Genomic DNA, 20,645 nt, shown 5'->3' with positions numbered 1-20,645 from the left:
CACATGCCAATCCTAGGGGCATAACTATCGAAGCTTCAGTGACAATGTCACTGATCTGTCCGCCGCCGGGCGATAGATTGATCCTGCTCAATCTTTGTACACGCTGCCGGGAAAACCAGCACGGCGCGACTAGACTAAAGGTAGATGCTCATCTGAGTGGACGGTGTGGATATGAACAATAAAAGAGCTCTGCGAATCATTTTTTCGCTCAGGTGGTTGGTGCTCGTCGCCTGTCTGGTGTTTGCCGCGAATGGGGCCGCCTCGATAGCGGCTGTAAATGGGAAATCGACCACCACGGCAGATCACAGCAAGTTCAAGGCATTACAGGGCCCCTTCGAACGGGCGGAAGACGTGACGGCGGCCTGCCTGACCTGCCATACCGAGGCCGGTGAACAGATTCGCCAGACCACTCACTGGACCTGGCTCTACGAGCATGACGAAACCGGGCAGACCCTGGGCAAAAGCAAGGTCATCAACAGCTTTTGCGGGATGACCATTACCAACGAGCCCCGGTGTACGTCGTGCCATGTGGGTTACGGCTGGAACGATATGCGTGAGCCACCGCCGCAGGCCGAGAATGCGGTGGATTGCCTGGTTTGCCACGACACCACGGGGGAATATTGGAAATTCCCGACGCTGGCGGGCCACCCCACCTATATTCCCCGGGAATGGCCCAAGGGCAGCGGCAAAATGGTTCAGCCGCCGGACCTGGAGCGCATTGCCCGGAATGTGGGCGCCAGTGGCAGGGCGAATTGCGGTAGCTGCCACTTCCATGGAGGCGGTGCCGACGGCGTGAAACATGGCGATCTGGATACGTCCCTGATCAACCCACCGAAATCGCTGGATGTGCATATGTCGCCGGACGGCCTGAATTTCGGCTGTTCCGACTGCCACACCACCATGGGCCATGCGGTATCCGGCAGCCGGTACCAGGCCAATGCCCGGGATACTCTGGGCATTGATGTGCCGGGCCATACGGATTTCTCCCGGGCCAGTTGCGAGTCCTGCCATGGCCTTGCGCCCCACGACAAGCCAAAACTGAACGACCACGTAGACAAACTCGCCTGCCAGACCTGCCACATCCCGGCTTTTGCCCGGGGCGGGGTGCCCACCAAGACCTGGTGGGACTGGTCCACCGCCGGTCGGCTGGATGAAAACGGACAGCCAATAAAACAGCTGGACGACCATGGCCACCCGAGCTACCTCAGTGAAAAAGGGGATTTCCGCCATGGCGAGAATGTGGTGCCGGAGTACGCCTGGTTTGATGGCACAGTGAAATATACCCTGGCCGGGGATCCGCTGGATATCGAGAATCCGCCGGTGGCCATTAACCGGGTGGAAGGCAGCCCTGATAATGGTGAATCCCGCATCTGGCCGTTCAAGGTGATGCGTGGAAAGCAGCCGTTTGATACCGAGAGACAGACCTTGCTGGCCACCCATGTGTTCGGTGCCGATGATACCTCGTTGTGGAGCAATTTCAGCTGGGAGAAAGCCCTGCAAGCCGCCAGTGATCTGTCTGGCATGCCCTACAGTGGTGAGTTCAGCTTTATCGAAACCACCATGCACTGGCCGATCACCCACATGGTGGCACCCGCTGAACAGGCGGTGAAGTGCGGCAGTTGCCACAAGGCTGAAAGCCGGCTGGCGGGGCTGGGTGGTATTTATATGCCAGGCCACAACGGTAGTGTCTGGCTGGACCGGATTGGCTGGTTGCTGGTGGCAGCCACCCTGTTTGGTGTTCTGGTGCACGCCATGGCAAGGGTCGTGTTCAGTGGGAGGAAAGACCAATGAGCCGGGTACTGATGTTCAAACGTTTTGAGCGCTTCTGGCACTGGACTCAGGCGCTGCTGATTTTTGTCTTGCTGTTCACCGGCTTTGCCATTCATGGCAGCTACGACGTCATGCGCTTCAGTACCGCCGTGCAGGTGCATACGCTGGCCGCCTGGGCACTGATTGTGCTGTGGATATTTGCCATTTTCTGGCATTTCACCACCGGCGAGTGGCGCCAGTATATTCCTACCCGGGATGGCCTGTTTGCGGTGATGCATTATTATCTGGTGGGTACTTTTACCGGCGCCGCCCATCCCTACAAAAAGACCTCAAGGGCCAAGCACAACCCGCTGCAGCGGCTGGCTTACCTGTTCTTCAAACTGATAATTTCACCGATTATCTGGGCTTCTGGTCTGTTGTATCTGTTCTATAATGACTGGCCCGCAACGCTGGCCGGCGCGCTGCAGCTGGAAACGGTCGCGCTGGTTCACACCGGTGCCGCGTTCGCCATGCTGGTGTTTGTGATTGCCCACGTTTATATGGCCACCATGGGTAAAACCCTGACCAGTTATATCAAACCGATGATTACCGGTTATGAGGATCTGGACAGTCACTGAGCCGCAGTCAGGTAAACGCCTCTCGTTTGCCTGACCGCCCCCGGCCCGACAGCCATCCCGGCCGTGTAAAGGCCACTCCCACCGCTCTATATTCCCGCCTTGAGCGCTATGAACCGCGAAGGACCTTGTGCATCGCTATATTTCATATCGATATAACGATATATCTTAAATGGTGTTAGGATTTGATATACATCAAGATGAAATGCCGTGCGAACAAACACAAGAGGGTAGAGGCATGAACAGCAGAACAGAACCGGCGGGGGCAGACAGGCACCACACCATTGTTATCGTTGGTGGCGGCGCTGCCGGTATCTCGGTGGCGTCCAGCCTGTACAAACGGGACCGCCGTCTGGATATCGCGATCCTGGAACCATCCGCGACCCATCACTATCAACCAGGCTGGACCATGGTCGGTGGCGGCGTTTTTCAGCCGGAGGTTACCTCCCGGCCCATGTCACAGGTGATGCCGGGTTTTGTCTCCTGGTATCAGCAGGCGGTTTCGGGCGTAATGCCGGAGCAGAATCAGGTAAGACTGGCGGACGGTTCGAGTATTTCCTATCAGGCACTGGTGCTGGCGCCTGGGCTGGAGCTGAACTGGTCTGCGATTGATGGTCTGGAATCCGCGCTTGGGGACAATGGTGTGACGTCCAACTACCGTCAGGGTATGGCGCAATACACCTGGCAAACGGTACAGGCCCTGAAAAAGGGAAGGGCCCTGTTCAGCCAGCCACCCATGCCTATCAAATGTGCCGGGGCGCCGCAGAAAGCGATGTATCTGTCTTCCGACCATTGGCGCAGAAACGGAGTTCTTGGCCAACTCGATATTCAGTTTCATAATGCCGGAGCGGTTCTGTTCGGTGTGCCGGCTTATGTCCCGGCACTTCAGGAATACATTGATAAATACGGTATTCAGGTCAACTTTCAGAGTAATCTGGTAGCTGTTAACGGCCCCGCCCGGAAAGCCACGTTCCGGCTTACGGACGCTGAAGGTAACAGCCAGGATCGGGAACTGGATTTCGATATGTTGCACGCGGTGCCGCCCCAGCGGGCGCCCGGTTTCATCCGCGAGTCCGTTCTGGCCAATGACGGTGGCTGGTTGAATCTGGCGGACGATACGCTCCAACACAAAACCTTTGCCAATATATTCGGACTTGGCGACGTGAGCGGCACCGGTAATGCCAAAACCGCCGCAGCCGTTCGAAAGCAGGCGCCGGTCGTGGCGGAAAACCTCATTGCAAGTTTACGGAATCAGCCCCTGCCTGCGGCTTACCTCGGGTACGGTTCCTGCCCGTTGACGGTAGAGAACGGCCGCATCGTGCTGGCCGAATTTGGCTATAACGGTGTGCTTCAGCCCAGTTTCCCGCAGTGGGTAAACGATGGCACCAAAGCCACCCGCGCTGCCTGGTGGCTCAAGGCCAAGCAACTGCCCACCTTATACTGGCACGGTATGCTCAAAGGTCGGGAGTGGCTGGCCGGCCCTGCCGTCCGCGAGCATCACTGAAACAACGTTCAGAAAAACGGCGCCCGGACAGGGCGCCCCCTCCTGTGATTTAGTCCTCCGTCCTTCATCCATAGCGAATTAATTAAAGCTTCTGATATGTGATTTACCGGAGCTATCGCCTATATCAAATTTTATATGCGGTAATGGTATATGGTTATATCTAAAAGTATGGTCTACTGAGGGTGTGAGTTAACGATACCCATGCCCGAGGAGGACACGACGATGCAAACGCCATCAGTCACTCACTTCTTCGACGAAGCGACCAACACCTTCAGCTACGTCGTTCAGGATCCTGACAGCCAGGCCTGTGCCATCATCGACTCGGTACTGGATTTTGATTATGCCGCCGGCAGGATCGACGTGCGTTCCGCCGATCAGATCATCTCGTTTATTCGGGACAACAATCTTCAGGTGGAGTGGATTCTCGAAACCCACGTACATGCCGACCACCTCTCCGCTGCGCCCTACTTGCACGAACACCTGGGTGGCAAGACCGGCATAGGCGCGAAGATTGTGGATGTTCAGGAAATCTTCGGAAAAGCCTTCAACGCCGGCACCGAATTTGCCCGGGACGGTAGCCAGTTTGACCAGTTGTTTGAGGAGGGCGACACCTTCCGGGTTGGCAACCTGGAGGGGCAGGTCCTTCACACGCCTGGTCACACGCCGGCATGCCTGACCTACGTTATCGGTGATGCGGCCTTTGTTGGCGACACCCTGTTCGCGCCGGATTCCGGTACCGCCCGCTGCGATTTCCCCGGCGGTGACGCCCAGACCCTGTACCAGTCTGTGCAGAAGGTACTGGCTCTGCCCGGCGAGACGCGGATCTTCCTGTGCCATGACTACAAGGCGCCGGGGCGGGATGAATACCAGCATGAAACCACGGTAGCCGAACAGCGCGAACGTAACATCCATGTTCGCGAGGGCATGAACGAATCCGAATTTGTGCGGATGCGAACCGAGCGCGATGCCACGCTCGCCATGCCGAGGCTGATCGTACCGTCGGTGCAGGTGAACATGCGTGCCGGGGCCATGCCGCCGGCGGAAGACAACGGACAGGTTTACCTGAAAGTCCCGGTAAACGGCTTCTGAGCTGGAGATTAACGATGAAGATTCATTTTCTGGAACCAGGATTCGCCGTGGCAGATGCGGTCGCTCCTGAGGACTTTGAGGACATTCGCCGCCAGGGCTTCCGAACCGTGATCTGTAATCGCCGCGCGGGCGAGGACGGCTACGAGGGTGAAGAAGCCTTCCTGGAAGCAGCAGCCAGCCAGGGCCTGCAGTGGTTCTGCGTGCCGGTCGCCTCCGGTGAATACACCGAACAGGATGTGGATGCCTTTGCACAGGCACTTGATGCGGCCCCTGCGCCCATTCTCGGATTCTGCCGCACAGGCCGGCGGGCGGTGCACATGTGGGCCCAGTCCCGGGCCCGGAACCCGCAATGCAATATCCCGATGTTGCTCAAAGCGGCCCATGACGCAGGCCATGAAACCCAACCCATTGAAGCTTTGTTAACCAATGCCACAAACGTGGAAACCCCGACAGGAGAAATGAAATGACGATTCGTCTTGGACAAATTGCCCCTGATTTCAACGTAGACACCACCAAAGGCCCCATGAGCTTTCACGAGTGGGCCGGCGATTCCTGGGTGTTCTTCTTCAGCCATCCGGCTGACTTCACCCCGGTATGCACCACAGAAATGGGCCGCACGGCACAGCTGGCGCAGGAGTTTGCTGCCCGCAATGTGAAGCCTCTCGGTTTGTCGACTGACTCAGTCGAAGAACATCTGAAGTGGATTGATGATGTAAACGACACTCAGAGCTGTGATCTGCAGTTCCCGATCGTTGCCGATGAGGACCACAAGATCGCTGAGCTGTATGAAATGATCCATCCGGGTGAGAGCGAAACCGCCGCTGTGCGCAGTGTGTTCATTATCGATCCGGACAAGAAAGTACGTCTGACCATGACCTACCCGATGGCGGTGGGCCGTAACTTCGACGAGATCCTGCGTGCCATCGATGCGCTGCAGACGGCCGATGCCAATAGCTGTGCATTGCCGGCGGACTGGAAGAAAGGTGGCGAGGTGATCATTCCACCGTCCATCTCCAACGAGAAGGCGAAGGACATGTTCCCGCAGGGCTGGAACGAATTGCGTCCTTACCTGCGCCTGACCAGAATCTGATTTCTGGTACTGAGGAAGCGCCCCGACCGGGGCGCCTCCTCATAAGGCCCAGCTAAAAGACAGCGTGCCAAAGCTGAAGTTATCCTGGTTACGCTGTTCCTCCCCCGTCGTGGCCCGCAAAATCAGCGCGGCTTGCAGGTTGTCCCACTGCCAGGTGCCGCCCAGGCCTATCTGGCCGAGCAAGGGGCCTTCACTGAACCGGTAGGGCCCGGAATTGTCCTCCAGATAGGAATAGGCAATGTATTCCGCCCCCAGGCCTATGAATACTGACCAGGCGCTTTTCGCGTCACTGAAAGATCCGGGTAGCGCGATGGCCGAGGAGCTGCCGGCGTAATCCGGTATAAAATTGGCCGGAAGGTTTCTGCCCATCCGCCAGATCACGCCAACGGTCGCGGAGGTTCGAAAACTGGACAGCAGGCCGGAGCCCACCGCTGAAAACTGTTGTTCAAGGTCGCCGCGTTGCCCCGCTTGCAACAGTTTGCGCCCGTGGGCCGCCTGAAATCCGCCAACCACGTCGGTCCCTAGCTGGTTGTCCCATCCTTTGGGGCGTTCGCTCCCGGTGATTTTGTGTACCCATTTCTGGCTGGCTTCGGCGCCGCTTTCAGGACCAACCACGCCAATGTGAGCGCCGTACCCCGTAATACTGTCGGCGCTCCAGCTCCAGAGGGTGCTGCTCAGGGAGAGATGACCGGCGTAGGGGATATCATTGAGTTGAGGCTCTTCCTGGCTAATATCTGCCGGTGTCACCATGAGTTGACGCAGACTGACAGTCATTGCATGGTTGTTGGCGGCGTCGCCGACGCCGGGCAGAAATGACAGACTATCTCTGCCCGCCCTTGCAAGTCGGGCTGAGCCTCCGCCGGAGTCTTCGGCTGTATTGGTAAGGTAAGACAGGCGCACGCCATTGGTGTAGCCCCGGTCGCTGCCAGTGAATAGATCGTTGTCCCAGGCAAGGTTGAACTGTTCCGCATTGGCGGAAGCGGGTGCTAGCACGAGTAAGAGGCTAATGCGGGCAAAAAGAGCTCGGATGGGCATTGGGAATGGACTCCGTGAGGGTAGGATGCAAAGTATCTTAGCAGAACCCTGCTACGGTTTTATGGCGCAAACAGATCCATACCCGCGCTAATCAGGAGTCAATATGCACGTTAAAACCAATACCACGGGCTATGCCGATGCGCTGATTTGCGAAGCTGAGGGTCTGGAATCTCTTCGGGACGGGTTGCAACAGGCAGGGGTTGAAGCACTCCGTATTCCGGAGGTTATGGAGGTGAACCAGCACCGACTTACCCTCAGGCGGATTGACTCAGCACCGCCCGACGACAAGTGCCTCACTGCGTTGGGGGAGGGGCTGGCGCAGTTGCACCTGCTGGCTCGGGATCAATATGGCTGGCGCCGCGACAACTTCATTGGCCTGGCACCTCAACCCAATACGCTGACAGATTCCTGGGGCCGGTTTTTCCTGGAGCAGCGGCTGAAGTATCAGGTCAGCCGGATCTCAGATGCCGGGGTGCGAGCCAGGTTCGAGCGCACCCTGGAAGCCTGTGATGCCCGCCTGGCCAACTGGCTGGATCAGCATTGTGAACAGCCGAGCCTGCTGCATGGCGACCTGTGGAACGGCAACGTGATGTTTGACCGTAATGGCCCCTGGCTGATTGACCCGGCGGTGTATCAGGGCGACCGGGAGGCGGACCTTGCCATGACCGAGATGTTTGGCGGTTTCGGCGCGGCATTCTATCGTGCCTACGATCGCGTATACCCGCGCACTGAGGTCTACGCCACCAAGCGAGAAATCTATAACCTGTACCACTACCTCAACCACTACAACCTGTTTGGTGGCGGGTATCTGGGTGGTTGCGAGCGTGGCCTGTCGGCCTTGGCGGCGTTACCAGCCCCGTGATCAGAAGCTGGTAACGCCGGCATCACACTCAGCTCCTGGCGGGTTTGCGTTCCCACACGGTCACTTCAGACAGCGTGTGCTGGAACTTGTGCTCGGTCTCGCGAATCACGAAGGGCACTTTCCGGGGCTCGCCCACCATCCGGAAGTGCTCTCCAAGGCACTCTCGAATGCCGTCTAGCGTTCGGTGATTTTCGCCATCCTTCTTGAAACCGCCGAGCCATTCCTCTTTCGGGGTGTGTTCTTCAAGCCAGGTATACGGGGAGGCAATAATCAGCAGCCCGCCTTCATTAATGCGCTCGTGGATACCCTCCAGGAAACGACGTGGCCGGTACAGGCGGTCGATCAGATTGGCGGCCAATACCAGGTCATAACCGGAATACTGGGGCTTCAGGTTGCAGGCATCGCCCTGATAGAACGCCACCTTGGCGGCGGTATCTTCGAGATCCAGTTCTTTCAGGGTGCGGGTGTGGTAGCTGACCAGTTCGCCTTCTTCGGTCAGTGAATACCGGATGGCGCCCTGCTCGGCCATCTCCACCCCCAGACGTATGAAGTTGGCGGAGAAATCGACACCTTCAACCTCGTCAAACTGGCGTGCCAGCTCAAAACTTGCCCGGCCACAGGCACAGCCCAGATCCAGCGCTTTCCCGGTCTTTTTGCCGGCCATAGCGTCCAGGGCCAGTTCCGCCATGGTTTTCGGGAAATTGGCGACGCCAAACCAACGGTCGCCGTAATGGAACTCGGCGTATTCAGTGAGTAGCCGGTCGCTCTCGTAGTAGGCGTTGGGTTGAACAGCCTGGGCCTCGGAGGTGATGTAGCGGAAGCCTGCATGCTGGAAGAAATGCCGACGGAAGGCATAACGGGAGGCCAGCCTTGCTTCGTTGCCACAGGAAATCCAGGAGCCGCCTTTGATCAGATTGTGCTGGCCGTCGAACGTGGGTGTGGTGAAGTCGTCGTACAGTGGATGCACCTTGAAGTTGTCGAACGGATAGGTGGGCGTTTCGGTCCACTGCCAGACGTTGCCAACCACATCGAACCACTGGCCGTGGCGAAAGCGCGTTACCGGACACGACGAGGCACCATGGTCCAGGTGGAGGTTGGCGTTGGCCGGGGATTCTCCCACTTCTCGGACGCCGGATTCGTCACAGAGGCGATACCACTCGTCTTCCGTGGGCAGGCGGATGGGTTTGCCGGTTTGCTCACGTTTCCACTCACAGAACGCCTTGGCCTCGTGATAGTTGACCTCGACCGGCCAGTCCCAGGGCATCTCCACCTCTTCAGTCATCAGGCGCAGCTGCCAGCCATTTTGCCAGCGCCAGAACGTGGGGTGTTTGGCTTCGGCAAAGGTTCGCCAGGCCAGGCCCTCCTCGCTCCAGTATTCGTCTTGTTGATAGCCGCCGGCCTCGACAAATTCCAGGAACTCCTGATTGCTTACCAGGTACTGGCTGGCCTTGAACTCGGCGACGTCGGCCTGGTGCTCGCCGTACTCATTGTCCCAGCCGTAAAAGGCATCGTCGTAGGGCTTACCGATGTGTACTTTGCCAGCGGGAACGGTGAGCAACTCGTTTTCCGGTGCCTCGCCGGTTTCCCGAATGGGCGCCCATTCCGGTTGCGGTTGAACGCGTTCCAACGCGTGCTGGCGGATGAGCACCGAGGACGTCTCAAGGTGAATTCGCTCATGTTCGATGCCCATCACGATGGGCCACCAGTCACTGTCCCAGTCAATCGGCAGCGACAGCGGCATGGTTTCGATCAACTCCAGCACGGTCTGGCGCACCTGTGCCCGGTAGTCCAGTACTTCCTGGACAGCGGGCCAGTCGTAGTGATCGTCGTTCAGGTCGTCCCAGCTCATTTCATCCACACCCACCGCGAAGATGGATTCCATGTTGGGGTTGATGCGTTCTTTCAGGATCTTGGCCAGTACCAGTTTGTTCACAAAGAAGGTGGCGGTGTGGCCAAGGTAGAAAATGAGCGGATGCCGGAGCGGGATAGATTTCTGGTAATAGCCGGAGTCATCAGCCAGGCAATCGAACAGGCGCGTGTAGGTGTCGAAGGTGTCTGTGAAATAGCGCGCGATTTCCTGGCGCTTGGTGTCCGGGGTTCCCTCGGCCAGATTGGGCGTGCGGGTTAAACCGATGGCATGTTGGCGTTCGAGAATTGCAGTCGGGTTGGAGAACTCCATGGCTGAACCGATCCTTCCAGTGAATGATGTCCTACAGGATTACGTTCAACCATAGGTAACCGGTTCAGCGACTGGCAAGTAAAGGCCGGAATTAATCCGGGGGACTCAGGCGCGGTTCAGCTCATAAACCGCCATATTGACCGCGGAGGCCAGGTTCAGCGACTCGATAGCGGCCGCACCGGGGATGGTGTAGGCGTGGGCACTAAGTTCAGTCAGGGCTTGCTTTGGCACGCCGCGGGCCTCATTGCCAAACAGGTAGCAGTCCTGGGCCTGGAATTCGGGCTTGGTGATAGAATCGCCGCCGATGTCCAGGCAGGCGATGCGGGCGTATCGCTGCCCCAGCGTGTCCAGGGCAACCTCGGTCTCCAGCGGTACATGGAATATGGCGCCCATGCTGGCGCGCACCACTTTCGGATTGAACGGATCCACGCTGCCGGGGCTAAGGAGGCACCGGAAGCCACCGAACCAGGCCAGCGTGCGCAGGATGGTGCCCAGATTGCCGGGATCCTGCACCTCGTGAAGGTAAAGCGCTTTTTCCCGGGAGGCGTTTTCTCCGCGGGCAGCCGGTGGCAGTGGCACCAACGCCAGGATGCCCTGAGGCGTTCTGGTATCGGAAAGCTGGGCCATCTGCCGGTCACTGATGACGTGCTTGGGCCAGAGGCTGGGCCAGTGCTCGTAGGCGCCGGTCACATACAGTTGGGCGTTGCGCCAGTGGGGCACCTGCTTCGCCGCTTTTTCCAGCTCCAGTACCAGATGCTCGCCTTCCACCAGAAACTGTCCGAACGACTGGCGGTATTTCTTTTGATGCAGCTTTTTGATGTCGTCCAGTTTCACGGTCTGCTTTCCATGGTGCCTGGCACGGCCGGGGCCGGGCGATGATGGTTTTAATGAGGCATGTGATCAGGCGCTATTGTACGGGGGCTTGGCTGGCTTGTCAGGAAGTGGCTGGTTTTTGCGGCGTCACTGACGCCGGCGTACAATGCCGGTTTTCCCGCAGTGAACAGAAGGCAGGCGATGGCACGCTCGAAAAGCAGTAACCGGTGGCTCGAAGAGCACGTAAACGACCCCTTTGTAAAACAGGCGCAACAGGATGGCTATCGTTCCCGTGCCAGTTACAAACTGCTGGAAATCAACAACAAGGATCGGCTGATTAAACCCACGGACCTGGTCGTCGATCTGGGTTCGGCCCCGGGCGGCTGGTCCCAGGTGGCGGCGAAACTGGTGGGCCACAAGGGCCGTGTGGTGGCGTCTGACATTTTGCCGATGGATCCGATTGCCGGCGTTGAATTCATCCAGGGCGACTTCACCGAACAGGAGGTCTTCGACCAGATCATGGCGATACTGGACGGGGCCCGTGCTGACGTCGTGATCTCGGATATGGCCCCCAACATCAGTGGCGTAAACGCCGCAGACCAGGCAGCCTCCATGTATCTGGTGGAACTGGCCCTGGATATGGCCTGCCAGGTGCTCAAACCCAAAGGCAGTTTTGTTGCCAAGGTGTTCCATGGTGAAGGCTATGATGAGTATGTGAAAACCGTGCGCGAGTCCTTCGATAAGGTGGTGATTCGCAAGCCGGATTCGTCCCGGGCCAGATCCCGGGAGGTGTATCTGGTGGCCAAGGGTTTCCGCGTAGCCTGATTTTAAGGTCGAACTGCGACGCTCTGCGGCCAAACTGCTTTTTTGGTGCGAGTGGCTACATATTTTTTACTGCTGTCGAGCAGAATTTCCGAAATCGTCTATTCTTTAACCTGTGAGGAAAGGGACTGTTCTCGCAGGCTGCCTGATATTGCCACCTCCCTGAATATCCTTTTCTTTGAAACCACACCACGATCAAAAGGTATGGAGCGCCTGAGAGAGGCCTATGGGACTTGTGGCTGTTCGTTACAAAACAAACTGGAACTGGGCAACGGGACAGCGATAAACGCCGCCCCACCGACAACAACCGGCCAGGCTGAAAAGGACGAACCTCGTGCGACAGAATCTACCCATAACCGGGAACGAAAGAACGTTTCCGGAATCGCAAAAACTGATTTCCTCAACGGATCTGCGGGGAAAGATCTTGCACTGTAACGACGCTTTCGTGGCGGTCAGCGGTTTTTCCCGGGATGAGTTGATTGGTCAACCGCACAATATCGTTCGTCATCCGGATATGCCTCCGAAAGCCTATGAGAACATGTGGTCTCACCTCAAGGCCGGCCGACCGTGGATGGGCCTGGTGAAAAACCGCTGCAAGAACGGCGACTTCTATTGGGTCAGCGCCTACGTCACACCGGTGACCGCAAATGGCGAGGTTGTCGGTTATGAATCCGTTCGCTCTTGCCCGGGCCGGGAGGATGTGGCCAGGGCTGAGAAACTCTACAAGTCGATTCGGGAAGGGAAAACCGGGATCCCGTTCTGGCAGCGGGTGGCGCCGAGCACCTGGTGCCTTTTTGGATTGTTGATGGCAGCCGGAGGATTGTTTCTCTCAGGCCAACAAGTGTTGTCGGAGTTTTTGCTGTCGGTGGGTGTGCTCGCCTATGCGATCTGGATGAATATAGCGAGGCACCGGTTAATTCAGTCGGTTACCGATATGATGGGTAATACCTTTACTGACAACCTGGCAGCGCGAAGCTACACCGATGATGACCTGCAGTTGGGGCGCATCAAAGTGGCGGTCAGAGCGCAACAAGCCCACCTTGACGCCGTGTTGACCCGGATTGAAGATTCTGCCGCCGGCGTAAAGACTGCCGCAGTCAGAGGTCTGGAATACTCCTCTCAGGCCCAGGACACCATGCGGAAACAGCAGGCCGAGACCGAGCAGGTGGCTGCTGCAGTTCATGAAATGTCGCAGACCATCGGCGAAGTCTCCGAAAACGTGCAGCGAACCGCCGACAAAGCCGATGGGGCCAGGGTATTGGCGGAACAGGGCAGCCAGGTTGTCGCCTCAACCAGGCAGTCTATTGAAGAACTGAAAACCACCGTTCATGGCATCAGTCGCTCCGTCGGTGAGTTGGCGACGGAGAGTGAAAAGATTGCAGATGTGGCGAAGATCATTGAAGACATCGCCGAGCAGACCAATCTGCTGGCTCTGAACGCGGCGATTGAAGCTGCCAGAGCCGGGGAACACGGGCGTGGCTTCGCGGTGGTGGCGGATGAGGTCCGGAACCTGGCCCAACGGACCCAGAATTCCACCCGTGAGATTCACGGGATCATCGACAAGCTTCTCTCAAGGTCGTCCGAATCGGTGAAGGTCGCCGAACAGGGTAATCTGGCTTCAGACAGTGGGCTGGACCGTATGCTGGATGCGGAAAAGACCCTGAACCAGATTGCAGACTCAGTGAATACCATTGCAGAAATGGCGATTCAGATGGCCACCGCTGTGGAGGAACAGGCGCAGGTTTCCGACCAGATTAACGAGCAGGTCGAGAGCATTTCCTCGCTCGCATCGGTGAACTTTGAGAAAGGAGCGCAGTCGGCCTCCAGTGTCGAGAAGATGGAGAAAATTGCGGCTGAGTCGCATGAGCTGGTGGTGCGGTTCAAATAAGCCAGATTCGCCGCTTTTGAAAACGCTCGAAACACTTTGGGCAAAGACAAACAAAAAAGGCCTGCGTTCTCACGCAAGCCTTCGAAAATAATGGCGCGCCCGATAGGATTCGAACCTATGACCTTTGCCTCCGGAGTGCGCCTTCGAAGGTAGGCAGCAACCGGTCTAAATCGGTGAAAAGTCTGAAAGATCAAATGCCTAAAGCAAAAAACACCAGCCTCCAAAACCCCGATATATCAGCATTTTAAGCCAATTAGCGCCGAAGTTTGGCACACCTTTGTCAGGTAACCAATGTCCGGAAACAGGACATTTGATCGGTGCCCTCCAGGCACTCTAAACGGACATTTGGATCCAATTTTGTCGGGTCGGGGAGTGCAGAATTGTCAGGATTTCAGTGTCCGGAAATCGGGCACGCTTTAGGGTCCGGAGAAAACTACATCGTTGAATTAAATAAACAATAGCATTCCTGCCATCATGCTACGATCAAATCTATCGAGCACGATTCGCTCGGAGAAATGCCATTTCCGCGTGGCTTCTTGATTAGGCGAGGTTGTTTGTATTGCGACATACAATGGTGACGACTCACTGCAAGCCCTCTTCAAAAGCTTGCAGGTCTTCCTCCCTCCAACGAGTTGTCCCCGGGCCGACCTTGACCGGTCGGGGAAATCTCCCCTCTCTGACCCAGCGCCATATAGTTTTAGTTGAGACTTTGTAACGGCTACTCACTTCATCGACGGTGTAAAACATGGGCTTTCTCTCGGCAGTTGCGGAGGTTTCGATTTGTTCCGCTTCAAACGAACCTGTGATACTCCAGATGACGTTGTCTGAATTGATCGATGACAGCATTGATGAATGTCTGATTAGTAGGTATGGCCTGCTTTTGATCGTCAGACTCAAAGGCCGCTCGACTGGGTGAGTGGCGTGGTGGAAAGGCTATCCAATTCCGATGGATGTGGCGACAGATCTGATCGCCGTTGGGAGGCTTAAAGATTGAAAACGACTGATATGAAGCGGTATCCAATGAAAGTCATTAGCGGTGGTCAGACTGGTGCCGACCGCGCGGCACTTGATGCGGCGATAGACCGGGATTACCCGATCGCGGGCGCTTGCCCAAAAGGGCGCCTAGCAGAGGATGGGACGATACCGGAGCGCTACCCGCTTACGGAAATCACTGGAGGCTATCGAGCCCGAACCCGAAAAAATGTTCAGACAGGCGACGGTACGCTTGTTTTCTATCGCGACGAGCTCAAGGGCGGCACAGCATTGACTGTTTCTATGGCTCTGAAGGAGCGGAAACCGCTAAAGCTGATTGATATTTCTGTAGTAGAGCCGGGCCTGGCTGTTGAGAAGATCCGGGAATTTTGCATCGATAATCAGATAGGGACGTTAAATGTTGCAGGTCCGAGAACTTCGCAATGCGCTGGCATTTACCCCTATGTCTTTGAGGTCATTTCTGAGTTGCTAGGTGATAATTCAGGATGTTGATGAGGCTTAGCTCCGCCAATACGTCAGCAAAACTCGATGTTGTCACGTCGATCAAGCTTGAATAGTGTCCGAAAAAGTAGTAGTTTTTCTGACAATGCTTGGAGGTGTGTCATGTCCGTGAAAGAGTCCATTGAGCGTCAAATAGTCAAGCTCCCGCAAGGTGAGCCCTTTACAAATACAAGGTTTCTTCGGCTCGGGTCACGCGCAGCTGTGGATAAGGCTATGTCTAGGCTAGTAGAGGCGGGTGTGATTCAGCGGGTTGCAAGGGGCGTGTTTGTCCGGCCAAAGCAAAGCAGGTTTGTCGGGGTGGTGATGCCCGACGTGTCGCGTGTGGTTGAGGTGATCGCGAAAGAGCATGGAGAAACCATTCAGGTTCACGGGGCAGAAGCGGCTCGCCGCTTCAAGCTCAGTACGCAAATGCCAACGACACCGGTTTACTACACTAGTGGCCCCACCCGAGAAATTTGCATCGGTAAACTTAAAGTGAGGCTTGTGCACACCAGCAGTCAGAGAAAGCTTCAGCATGCGGGCAAAAGACCTGGCTTGGCCCTCTCTGCTCTTTGGTATCTGGGTAAAAACAACATCAGTACCGAGGTAGTGAAGCGGATCAAAGAGGGGTTGAGCGAAGAAGAGTTCGAGACGTTGCTTTCCTCCCGTATGCCGGCCTGGATGAGCGAGGTGTTCAGGCAATATGAGACTGGCCGTGTCCATGGCTGAGCAGGTATTTCTCGAACTTTCCGCGGAGGAACAACGCGATATCCTTCAAACTGTTGCACCTCAACTGGCTCGCAGTGCATCTGTTTTGGAAAAGGATGTATGGGTCTGCTGGACTCTGCAGGCGCTGTTCTCCATGCCTGGTGCGCACCCGATGGCTTTTAAAGGTGGTACATCGCTCTCCAAAGTTTACGATGTGATTGATCGCTTTTCTGAGGATGTCGATATCACGTTGGATTACAGGGCCTTCGAGGACGGCTTTGACCCATTCGCAGGGGGCGTAAGTCGTACCAAAACCAAGCAGTTTAGTGAACGACTGAAAGGTTATGTTTTTGCCTATGCGAATGAAGTGGTCGTTCCATACCTAGAAAGAGAATTGGCTAAATTGCCAGCGTCTGAGCATCACACCGTTGAGCTAGACGATGGAGGTGAAAAAATCTGGGTCACTTACCCATCGGTTATAGAGGATTCGGATGAATACATCCGTTCGCAGGTACTTATTGAGCTAGGTGGCAGAAATGTCATCGATCCCAACGAAACGCATACGGTCTGCCCATACATCTCTGAGCTGACGCAAGACCTAGTCTATCCGAGCAGTGAGGTCGTGGTGCTCTCGCCGGAACGGACCTTCTGGGAGAAAGCGACGCTCATACATGTTGAATGTAGTAGGGGTAAGCTCAGGGACAGTGCTGAAAGGTTGTCCCGACATTGGTACGACTTGGTGATGCTTGCAGAGCATCCTGCCGGCCGATCAGCGGTCAAAAACCGGGAGCTTTTAGAGGATGTAGTTCGTCACAAGAAAGTTTTCTTCCATACGGGCTACGCGAACTATGACGAGTGTCTGGATGGACGGCTGAAGCTATTGCCGGAGACCGATACTCTGGAGGGGTTGCGGGGTGACTACGAGAAAATGGTGGGTGCGGGGATGATGTACTCGACACCTCCGGACTTTGAGGAAATCGTCGACTCAATCCGGGATCTCGAAAGCCGTGTTAACAGCTGGTGAGCGTCGTTGTGCCCGCCATTTTACTGATTAGCCAGTGAACGCCGAGCACTGTCAGGGCACCATTTGGGCACAAGCCAAAAAAAAGGACCTGCGCTCTCACGCAAGTCCTTGATATTCATGGCGCGCCCGATAGGATTCGAACCTATGACCTTTGCCTCCGGAGGGCAACGCTCCTATATCAACTTATATGCCTAGATATGCGAAAATAGCATTTAAAACAAATAGTTGTGTGTTTTCGTTGTCTCTCGTTGTCTATTGGAATATCGGTCTATACACTCAATTTGTGGTTACAAGTGTGGTTACAATTTGAGTGGAGGATATTCCGTTGCTCACGACCGATCGCCAGATTGCATCACTGAAACCCAGGGAGACCGTTTACTGGGAGTCGGTGAAATCCCCGCATGGTGGGGGGCTTGCTATCAGAATCTCCGTTCGTGGAACAAAAACTTGGTCATACCGTTTTAGGTTTCGCGGCAAGCAGGATGCTGTTTCTTTGGGACGCTACCCTACAACTTCTCTGCTACAAGCACGAGATGTCCATGGTGAGGCCTGTGCGTTGCTTGCCAAAGGGATTAATCCAAAGAAGGCTTTCAAGGAAAGTAAGAAGGTCGCTGAACAAACTTGGACCGGCCAAGAATTGTTTGACGATTGGATTCGTGTGTACTCGAGTACACCTTCTACACGCACGAAACGAACTCCCTCAGAACAGGTTGTACGGCAAACAACATGGCGCTGGAATAAATACCTACGGCGAACACTTGGCCAAATTCTGATTCCTACAATTACGAAGCAGGCAGCAGCTTCGCTTATCTCCGCAGTATCCGAACTGAATAGTCGTGAACAGGCTAGGAAGTGTTTAACGATACTTAACGGTATGTTTGAGCTCGCAGTTGCCAAAGGGTTGATTGATGAGAATCCCTGCTACGGCCTGCAACCGGCCAAACTGGGAGCGTCGAAGGGATCGCCACGTAGTCGCGTTTTGACACCGTCGGAAATGAAGCGGTTTTGGGAGGCGCTTGAGGACAGTTCCTTGGACACCTCCGTTCGCGCCGCACTGAAAGCGATTCTGCTGACTGGGCTGCGCAGGGGAGAAATCTGCCAAGCAAAATGGTCAGATATTGACTTCAACACAAACGTTTGGAACTTGCCTCCAGAGATTACCAAGAGTCGCCGAAAGCACACCGTACCAATCTCCACAGCGCTTAAGAACCTGCTCCAATCGCTTGATATGGACGGTACCTACGTTTTCAGGAGTACCAGGGCACCTTGGCAACCGATTGGTTCAAACTCGCTCACAACCGCTATTGCTCGCTTGCAAGGCATAAAAACCCAACAAGTCAACGAGAAGGCGCCATTGTTTGGTTTAGAACGGTTCTCGGTCCACGATTTGAGGCGAACTGTGGCAACAGGTTTAGGAGAGTACTGCGAGACTCCGCCTCACGTGATAAGACGCATTCTGAATCATCTGAGTGATGATCGCCTGGAGGACATATATCAACGAGCAACACTATTTGACGAGCAGGCGAAAGCCTTGGAGCGTTGGAGCACGTGGGTGATGGAGACTGTAGAAGAGGAGTAAGGAGCCGGCTGTTTTTGCGAGTGTGTCCATCGCCAAAAACTGCCAATTTGGTCTGGTAAGATCTCAATAGATCTCGGGATACATCCGAGGCAAGAGAGGGAAGCTTGGCGCCATGGTTGGAGCCTCAACGCCAAGCTTCCATGTGTCAGCCAGTAAGCCGGCCTGAGCCAATTAGAATCTTGGTGCTGCAACACCATTACCTAAGAAGCTCTTGGACACTTTAAGCTTCAGGATGCCGTTGTGCAACGTCAGCGAGTGCCCAGTCGGTTTCTGGTATTTCAAACCAGGAACTATCCATGACCGATAATGTTATTTCTTTGGAACACCGTTTTTTGAATGAGCGTCAGGCTGCCGAATACTTAGGATTCAGCCCTTTAACGCTAAGGCAGAGTAGGTGGAATAATGAGTTGGCCGGCCTGCCGGCTCCGCAGCATGTCTATTTTGGACGCAATGTCCGTTACAAGTTTTCTGTTCTCCAGCAGTGGGCTATGGATGCTCAAAAAGGAGAGCTAAATGGCTGACAGTCCTCAGATTAATCGTTCTGCAGCGCCTTCCTCCAACGATGGGATTTTGCTAGGTCCGACAAAAGATCTGGAATACCCGATTGACGCACTGGGAGAAGTGCTCGGGGAAGTCGCCGCTTCATTAGCCGGTGTTGTTATGGTGCCGCGGGGGATTGCTGCTCAATCAGTCCTGGCATCCGCAACACTCGCAGGTCAGCCCCTTGTTGACGTCGCCCGTGGAAAAGCATTCCGGAGTCCGATATCACTTTTTTTCCTCTCGGTGGCTGATTCAGGTGATCGAAAATCTACGGTCGATAAGCTCGCCCTGCTTCCCGTTCATGAATGGCAAGAAGCGAGAGCTCGAGAGCTAAAGGCCCAAGAGCCTCATTACAGGGCCGGTAGAGAAGCCTGGGAGGCAAGCTATAAGGCACTTAAGCAGAAACATTCAAAAGCCGTTGAAGAATCTACAGGGAAAGACTTTGAGGCATTCGCGAAAGCTCTCACTGCGATGGAATTAAATCGTCCATCCCCAGCTCCAATCCCACACATTCTGATTCAAGAGCCAAATGCGGAAGGCCTATACGCGCATCTTCGCGATGGGATGCCAACGGCGGGGATATTCACCGATGAGGGTATAGGTTTCTTTGGAGGCCATGGGATGACCGACGAGAGCCGGGGGAGAATGCTAGCGATAATGTCGGCGCTATGGGGCGGAGATCCGGTAACGCGAACGCGTGCAAATGCTTTGGAGTCCGGCCAGCTCCGGAACAGGCGTTTGTCGGCCCATTTAATGTTGCAGCCTGTTGTGGCAGCTAAAGTCCTCTCTGACCCGTTATTAGACGGCCAGGGTTTTTTGGCACGTTTCCTCATATGCCATGAACAAAGTATTGCTGGTAGCAGGTTTGTGGATGAGCACAGTTTGAGTCGTGATATCCGATGTATTCCGGAGTATCAGCGATACAGCAAGCGGCTGTTAGAGCTCTTGAATACGCCAATTTCGATATGCCCCCATACTGGAGGAGTATTACCGGAGGTGCGAGAGATATCTGGTCCCGCTTTGCAAGAGTGGGTAAGACATTACAACCGTATTGAGGCGGAAATTGGTCCGGGCGGGACGTTTTCGGGCATTGCGCGAGTCGCTAGCAAGGCGCCAGAAATGGCTGCACGAATTGCTGCCACGTTATCTCTATTTGATGGGGAGCCTGAAATTAACTCTGATCATGTCATGCGGGCCTTTACGCTCATTGATTACTACCTGTGGTCGGCCGCCTCCAGGGAGGAGAGTGTTTTCTTCGGACGACGAGCGGCTATGGCAGGAGAGCTCCTTGACTGGATCAAAGGTAAGCAGGGAGGGCAGATAGCGTCTGATGATTTTAAGAGGGTGCCTCGCAGGCTTTGTCATCGAAAAGCCGACGACCTGAGGAGGACTCTGGCCTATCTAGTTGATGAAGGCTATTTGAAAGTTGTTAGACGAGGGCGAAGCGATCGGCCTGTTGCGTGGGCTCTGATTAGTTGATCCCCAGTACGCCAGTGTGAGCGGCGGAAATGGCGGAATTGGCGGATCACCTTGAAAATCAGAAGGTTAAATGGCGGATCGGTTGGCGGAGCTTGGCGGATAGAGTCTATGCAATGTTCCGCCATGGCCCGCCATTCCCCCGCCAGGGGTTTCGTGCGGCAGCACGCTGATTTTTA

General features: G+C 55.5%; 19 protein-coding genes. 15 read left to right on the top strand and 4 right to left on the bottom strand.

Going from position 1 to position 20,645, the window contains the following annotated elements:
• Window positions 1-171 precede the first annotated feature (171 nt).
• The 6 genes from ACSSVV_RS13500 to ACSSVV_RS13475 all read left to right on the top strand — a co-directional run bounded on the left by ACSSVV_RS13500 (window position 172) and on the right by ACSSVV_RS13475 (window position 6,067).
• On the top strand, window positions 172-1,791 hold the full coding sequence (locus ACSSVV_RS13500) for a tetrathionate reductase family octaheme c-type cytochrome (protein WP_454106399.1): 1,620 nt from the start codon (window positions 172-174) through the stop codon (window positions 1,789-1,791).
• Window positions 1,788-2,387 carry a cytochrome b/b6 domain-containing protein gene (locus ACSSVV_RS13495; RefSeq protein ID WP_011783930.1) on the top strand — a complete coding sequence of 200 codons (600 nt, stop codon included), beginning with the start codon at window positions 1,788-1,790 and terminating at the stop codon, window positions 2,385-2,387. Before ACSSVV_RS13500 ends, ACSSVV_RS13495 begins: the two co-directional genes overlap by 4 nt.
• A 235-nt stretch (window positions 2,388-2,622) precedes the next feature.
• On the top strand, window positions 2,623-3,888 hold the full coding sequence (locus tag ACSSVV_RS13490; RefSeq protein ID WP_454106398.1) for an FAD-dependent oxidoreductase: 1,266 nt from the start codon (window positions 2,623-2,625) through the stop codon (window positions 3,886-3,888).
• 222 nt (window positions 3,889-4,110) lie between these two features.
• Window positions 4,111-4,977, top strand: coding sequence for an MBL fold metallo-hydrolase (locus ACSSVV_RS13485; protein ID WP_011783932.1), 867 nt, complete (start codon window positions 4,111-4,113; stop codon window positions 4,975-4,977).
• 14 nt (window positions 4,978-4,991) lie between these two features.
• Window positions 4,992-5,444, top strand: a complete 453-nt coding sequence (locus ACSSVV_RS13480; RefSeq protein WP_114434300.1) for a TIGR01244 family sulfur transferase — start codon at window positions 4,992-4,994, stop codon at window positions 5,442-5,444.
• Window positions 5,441-6,067 (top strand): peroxiredoxin, encoded by a 627-nt coding sequence (locus ACSSVV_RS13475; protein WP_011783934.1) that lies wholly within the window; start codon window positions 5,441-5,443, stop codon window positions 6,065-6,067. The genes ACSSVV_RS13480 and ACSSVV_RS13475 overlap by 4 nt, the downstream gene beginning before the upstream one ends.
• 39 nt (window positions 6,068-6,106) lie before the next feature.
• Here the strand turns inward: ACSSVV_RS13475 and ACSSVV_RS13470 are convergent, their stop codons facing one another.
• Window positions 6,107-7,102, bottom strand: a complete 996-nt coding sequence (locus tag ACSSVV_RS13470; RefSeq protein ID WP_454106397.1) for a lipid A deacylase LpxR family protein — start codon at window positions 7,100-7,102, stop codon at window positions 6,107-6,109.
• Between the two features lie 103 nt (window positions 7,103-7,205).
• Here ACSSVV_RS13470 and ACSSVV_RS13465 point away from each other — a divergent pair, with 103 nt between their 5' ends.
• Entirely contained in the window at window positions 7,206-7,964 is a 759-nt protein-coding gene (locus tag ACSSVV_RS13465; protein WP_454106396.1) for a fructosamine kinase family protein, read from the top strand.
• Window positions 7,965-7,992: 28 nt separating this feature from the next.
• Here the strand turns inward: ACSSVV_RS13465 and ovoA are convergent, their stop codons facing one another.
• Together ovoA and ACSSVV_RS13455 are read right to left on the bottom strand one after the other, a co-directional pair.
• On the bottom strand, window positions 7,993-10,143 hold the full coding sequence (gene ovoA, locus ACSSVV_RS13460; protein ID WP_454106395.1) for a 5-histidylcysteine sulfoxide synthase: 2,151 nt from the start codon (window positions 10,141-10,143) through the stop codon (window positions 7,993-7,995).
• Window positions 10,144-10,248: 105 nt separating this feature from the next.
• A complete protein-coding gene (locus ACSSVV_RS13455) occupies window positions 10,249-10,977 on the bottom strand; it encodes a TrmH family RNA methyltransferase (RefSeq protein ID WP_022993322.1) in 729 nt (242 codons plus the stop codon).
• Between the two features lie 180 nt (window positions 10,978-11,157).
• Here ACSSVV_RS13455 and rlmE point away from each other — a divergent pair, with 180 nt between their 5' ends.
• Together rlmE and ACSSVV_RS13445 are read left to right on the top strand one after the other, a co-directional pair.
• A complete protein-coding gene (gene rlmE, locus ACSSVV_RS13450) occupies window positions 11,158-11,781 on the top strand; it encodes a 23S rRNA (uridine(2552)-2'-O)-methyltransferase RlmE (RefSeq protein ID WP_011783941.1) in 624 nt (207 codons plus the stop codon).
• A 331-nt stretch (window positions 11,782-12,112) separates the two neighbouring features.
• Window positions 12,113-13,666: a methyl-accepting chemotaxis protein gene (locus ACSSVV_RS13445; RefSeq protein WP_454106394.1), complete on the top strand. Its 1,554-nt coding sequence runs from the start codon at window positions 12,113-12,115 to the stop codon at window positions 13,664-13,666.
• A gap of 582 nt (window positions 13,667-14,248) precedes the next feature.
• Here ACSSVV_RS13445 and ACSSVV_RS13440 read toward each other — a convergent pair.
• The gene (locus tag ACSSVV_RS13440; RefSeq protein ID WP_081432094.1) at window positions 14,249-14,413 is read right to left on the bottom strand and encodes a helix-turn-helix transcriptional regulator; all 165 of its coding nucleotides are present in this window, start codon (window positions 14,411-14,413) and stop codon (window positions 14,249-14,251) included.
• A 243-nt stretch (window positions 14,414-14,656) separates the two neighbouring features.
• Between ACSSVV_RS13440 and ACSSVV_RS13435 the strand changes: the two genes are divergently transcribed.
• The 6 genes from ACSSVV_RS13435 to ACSSVV_RS13410 all read left to right on the top strand — a co-directional run bounded on the left by ACSSVV_RS13435 (window position 14,657) and on the right by ACSSVV_RS13410 (window position 20,469).
• Window positions 14,657-15,151 carry a putative molybdenum carrier protein gene (locus ACSSVV_RS13435; RefSeq protein ID WP_198324796.1) on the top strand — a complete coding sequence of 165 codons (495 nt, stop codon included), beginning with the start codon at window positions 14,657-14,659 and terminating at the stop codon, window positions 15,149-15,151.
• Between the two features lie 111 nt (window positions 15,152-15,262).
• Window positions 15,263-15,868: a DUF6088 family protein gene (locus ACSSVV_RS13430; RefSeq protein WP_454106393.1), complete on the top strand. Its 606-nt coding sequence runs from the start codon at window positions 15,263-15,265 to the stop codon at window positions 15,866-15,868.
• Window positions 15,861-16,871, top strand: a complete 1,011-nt coding sequence (locus ACSSVV_RS13425) for a nucleotidyl transferase AbiEii/AbiGii toxin family protein (protein WP_454106392.1) — start codon at window positions 15,861-15,863, stop codon at window positions 16,869-16,871. The genes ACSSVV_RS13430 and ACSSVV_RS13425 overlap by 8 nt, the downstream gene beginning before the upstream one ends.
• A 325-nt stretch (window positions 16,872-17,196) precedes the next feature.
• Window positions 17,197-18,450 carry a tyrosine-type recombinase/integrase gene (locus tag ACSSVV_RS13420; protein WP_454106391.1) on the top strand — a complete coding sequence of 418 codons (1,254 nt, stop codon included), beginning with the start codon at window positions 17,197-17,199 and terminating at the stop codon, window positions 18,448-18,450.
• 296 nt (window positions 18,451-18,746) lie between these two features.
• Window positions 18,747-18,971, top strand: coding sequence for a hypothetical protein (locus ACSSVV_RS13415; protein ID WP_041656101.1), 225 nt, complete (start codon window positions 18,747-18,749; stop codon window positions 18,969-18,971).
• Window positions 18,964-20,469, top strand: coding sequence for a YfjI family protein (locus tag ACSSVV_RS13410; protein WP_454106390.1), 1,506 nt, complete (start codon window positions 18,964-18,966; stop codon window positions 20,467-20,469). Before ACSSVV_RS13415 ends, ACSSVV_RS13410 begins: the two co-directional genes overlap by 8 nt.
• Window positions 20,470-20,645: the final 176 nt, after the last annotated feature.

This window comes from Marinobacter sp. MBR-105, assembly GCF_053628895.1.
The sequence above is the reverse complement of the archived record's forward strand: the minus strand, read 5'-3'. Positions and strand labels throughout refer to the sequence as shown.

What these genes read in the sequence shown, in the direction of transcription:
- ACSSVV_RS13500 (WP_454106399.1), top strand. Translation starts at nt 172, where the DNA reads ATGAACAATAAAAGAGCTCTGCGAATCATTTTTTCGCTCAGGTGGTTG.
- ACSSVV_RS13495 (WP_011783930.1), top strand. Translation starts at nt 1,788, where the DNA reads ATGAGCCGGGTACTGATGTTCAAACGTTTTGAGCGCTTCTGGCACTGG.
- ACSSVV_RS13490 (WP_454106398.1), top strand. Translation starts at nt 2,623, where the DNA reads ATGAACAGCAGAACAGAACCGGCGGGGGCAGACAGGCACCACACCATT.
- ACSSVV_RS13485 (WP_011783932.1), top strand. Translation starts at nt 4,111, where the DNA reads ATGCAAACGCCATCAGTCACTCACTTCTTCGACGAAGCGACCAACACC.
- ACSSVV_RS13480 (WP_114434300.1), top strand. Translation starts at nt 4,992, where the DNA reads ATGAAGATTCATTTTCTGGAACCAGGATTCGCCGTGGCAGATGCGGTC.
- ACSSVV_RS13475 (WP_011783934.1), top strand. Translation starts at nt 5,441, where the DNA reads ATGACGATTCGTCTTGGACAAATTGCCCCTGATTTCAACGTAGACACC.
- ACSSVV_RS13470 (WP_454106397.1), bottom strand. Translation starts at nt 7,102, where the DNA reads ATGCCCATCCGAGCTCTTTTTGCCCGCATTAGCCTCTTACTCGTGCTA.
- ACSSVV_RS13465 (WP_454106396.1), top strand. Translation starts at nt 7,206, where the DNA reads ATGCACGTTAAAACCAATACCACGGGCTATGCCGATGCGCTGATTTGC.
- ovoA (WP_454106395.1), bottom strand. Translation starts at nt 10,143, where the DNA reads ATGGAGTTCTCCAACCCGACTGCAATTCTCGAACGCCAACATGCCATC.
- rlmE (WP_011783941.1), top strand. Translation starts at nt 11,158, where the DNA reads ATGGCACGCTCGAAAAGCAGTAACCGGTGGCTCGAAGAGCACGTAAAC.
- ACSSVV_RS13440 (WP_081432094.1), bottom strand. Translation starts at nt 14,413, where the DNA reads ATGTTTTACACCGTCGATGAAGTGAGTAGCCGTTACAAAGTCTCAACT.
- ACSSVV_RS13430 (WP_454106393.1), top strand. Translation starts at nt 15,263, where the DNA reads ATGTCCGTGAAAGAGTCCATTGAGCGTCAAATAGTCAAGCTCCCGCAA.
- ACSSVV_RS13425 (WP_454106392.1), top strand. Translation starts at nt 15,861, where the DNA reads ATGGCTGAGCAGGTATTTCTCGAACTTTCCGCGGAGGAACAACGCGAT.
- ACSSVV_RS13415 (WP_041656101.1), top strand. Translation starts at nt 18,747, where the DNA reads ATGACCGATAATGTTATTTCTTTGGAACACCGTTTTTTGAATGAGCGT.
- ACSSVV_RS13410 (WP_454106390.1), top strand. Translation starts at nt 18,964, where the DNA reads ATGGCTGACAGTCCTCAGATTAATCGTTCTGCAGCGCCTTCCTCCAAC.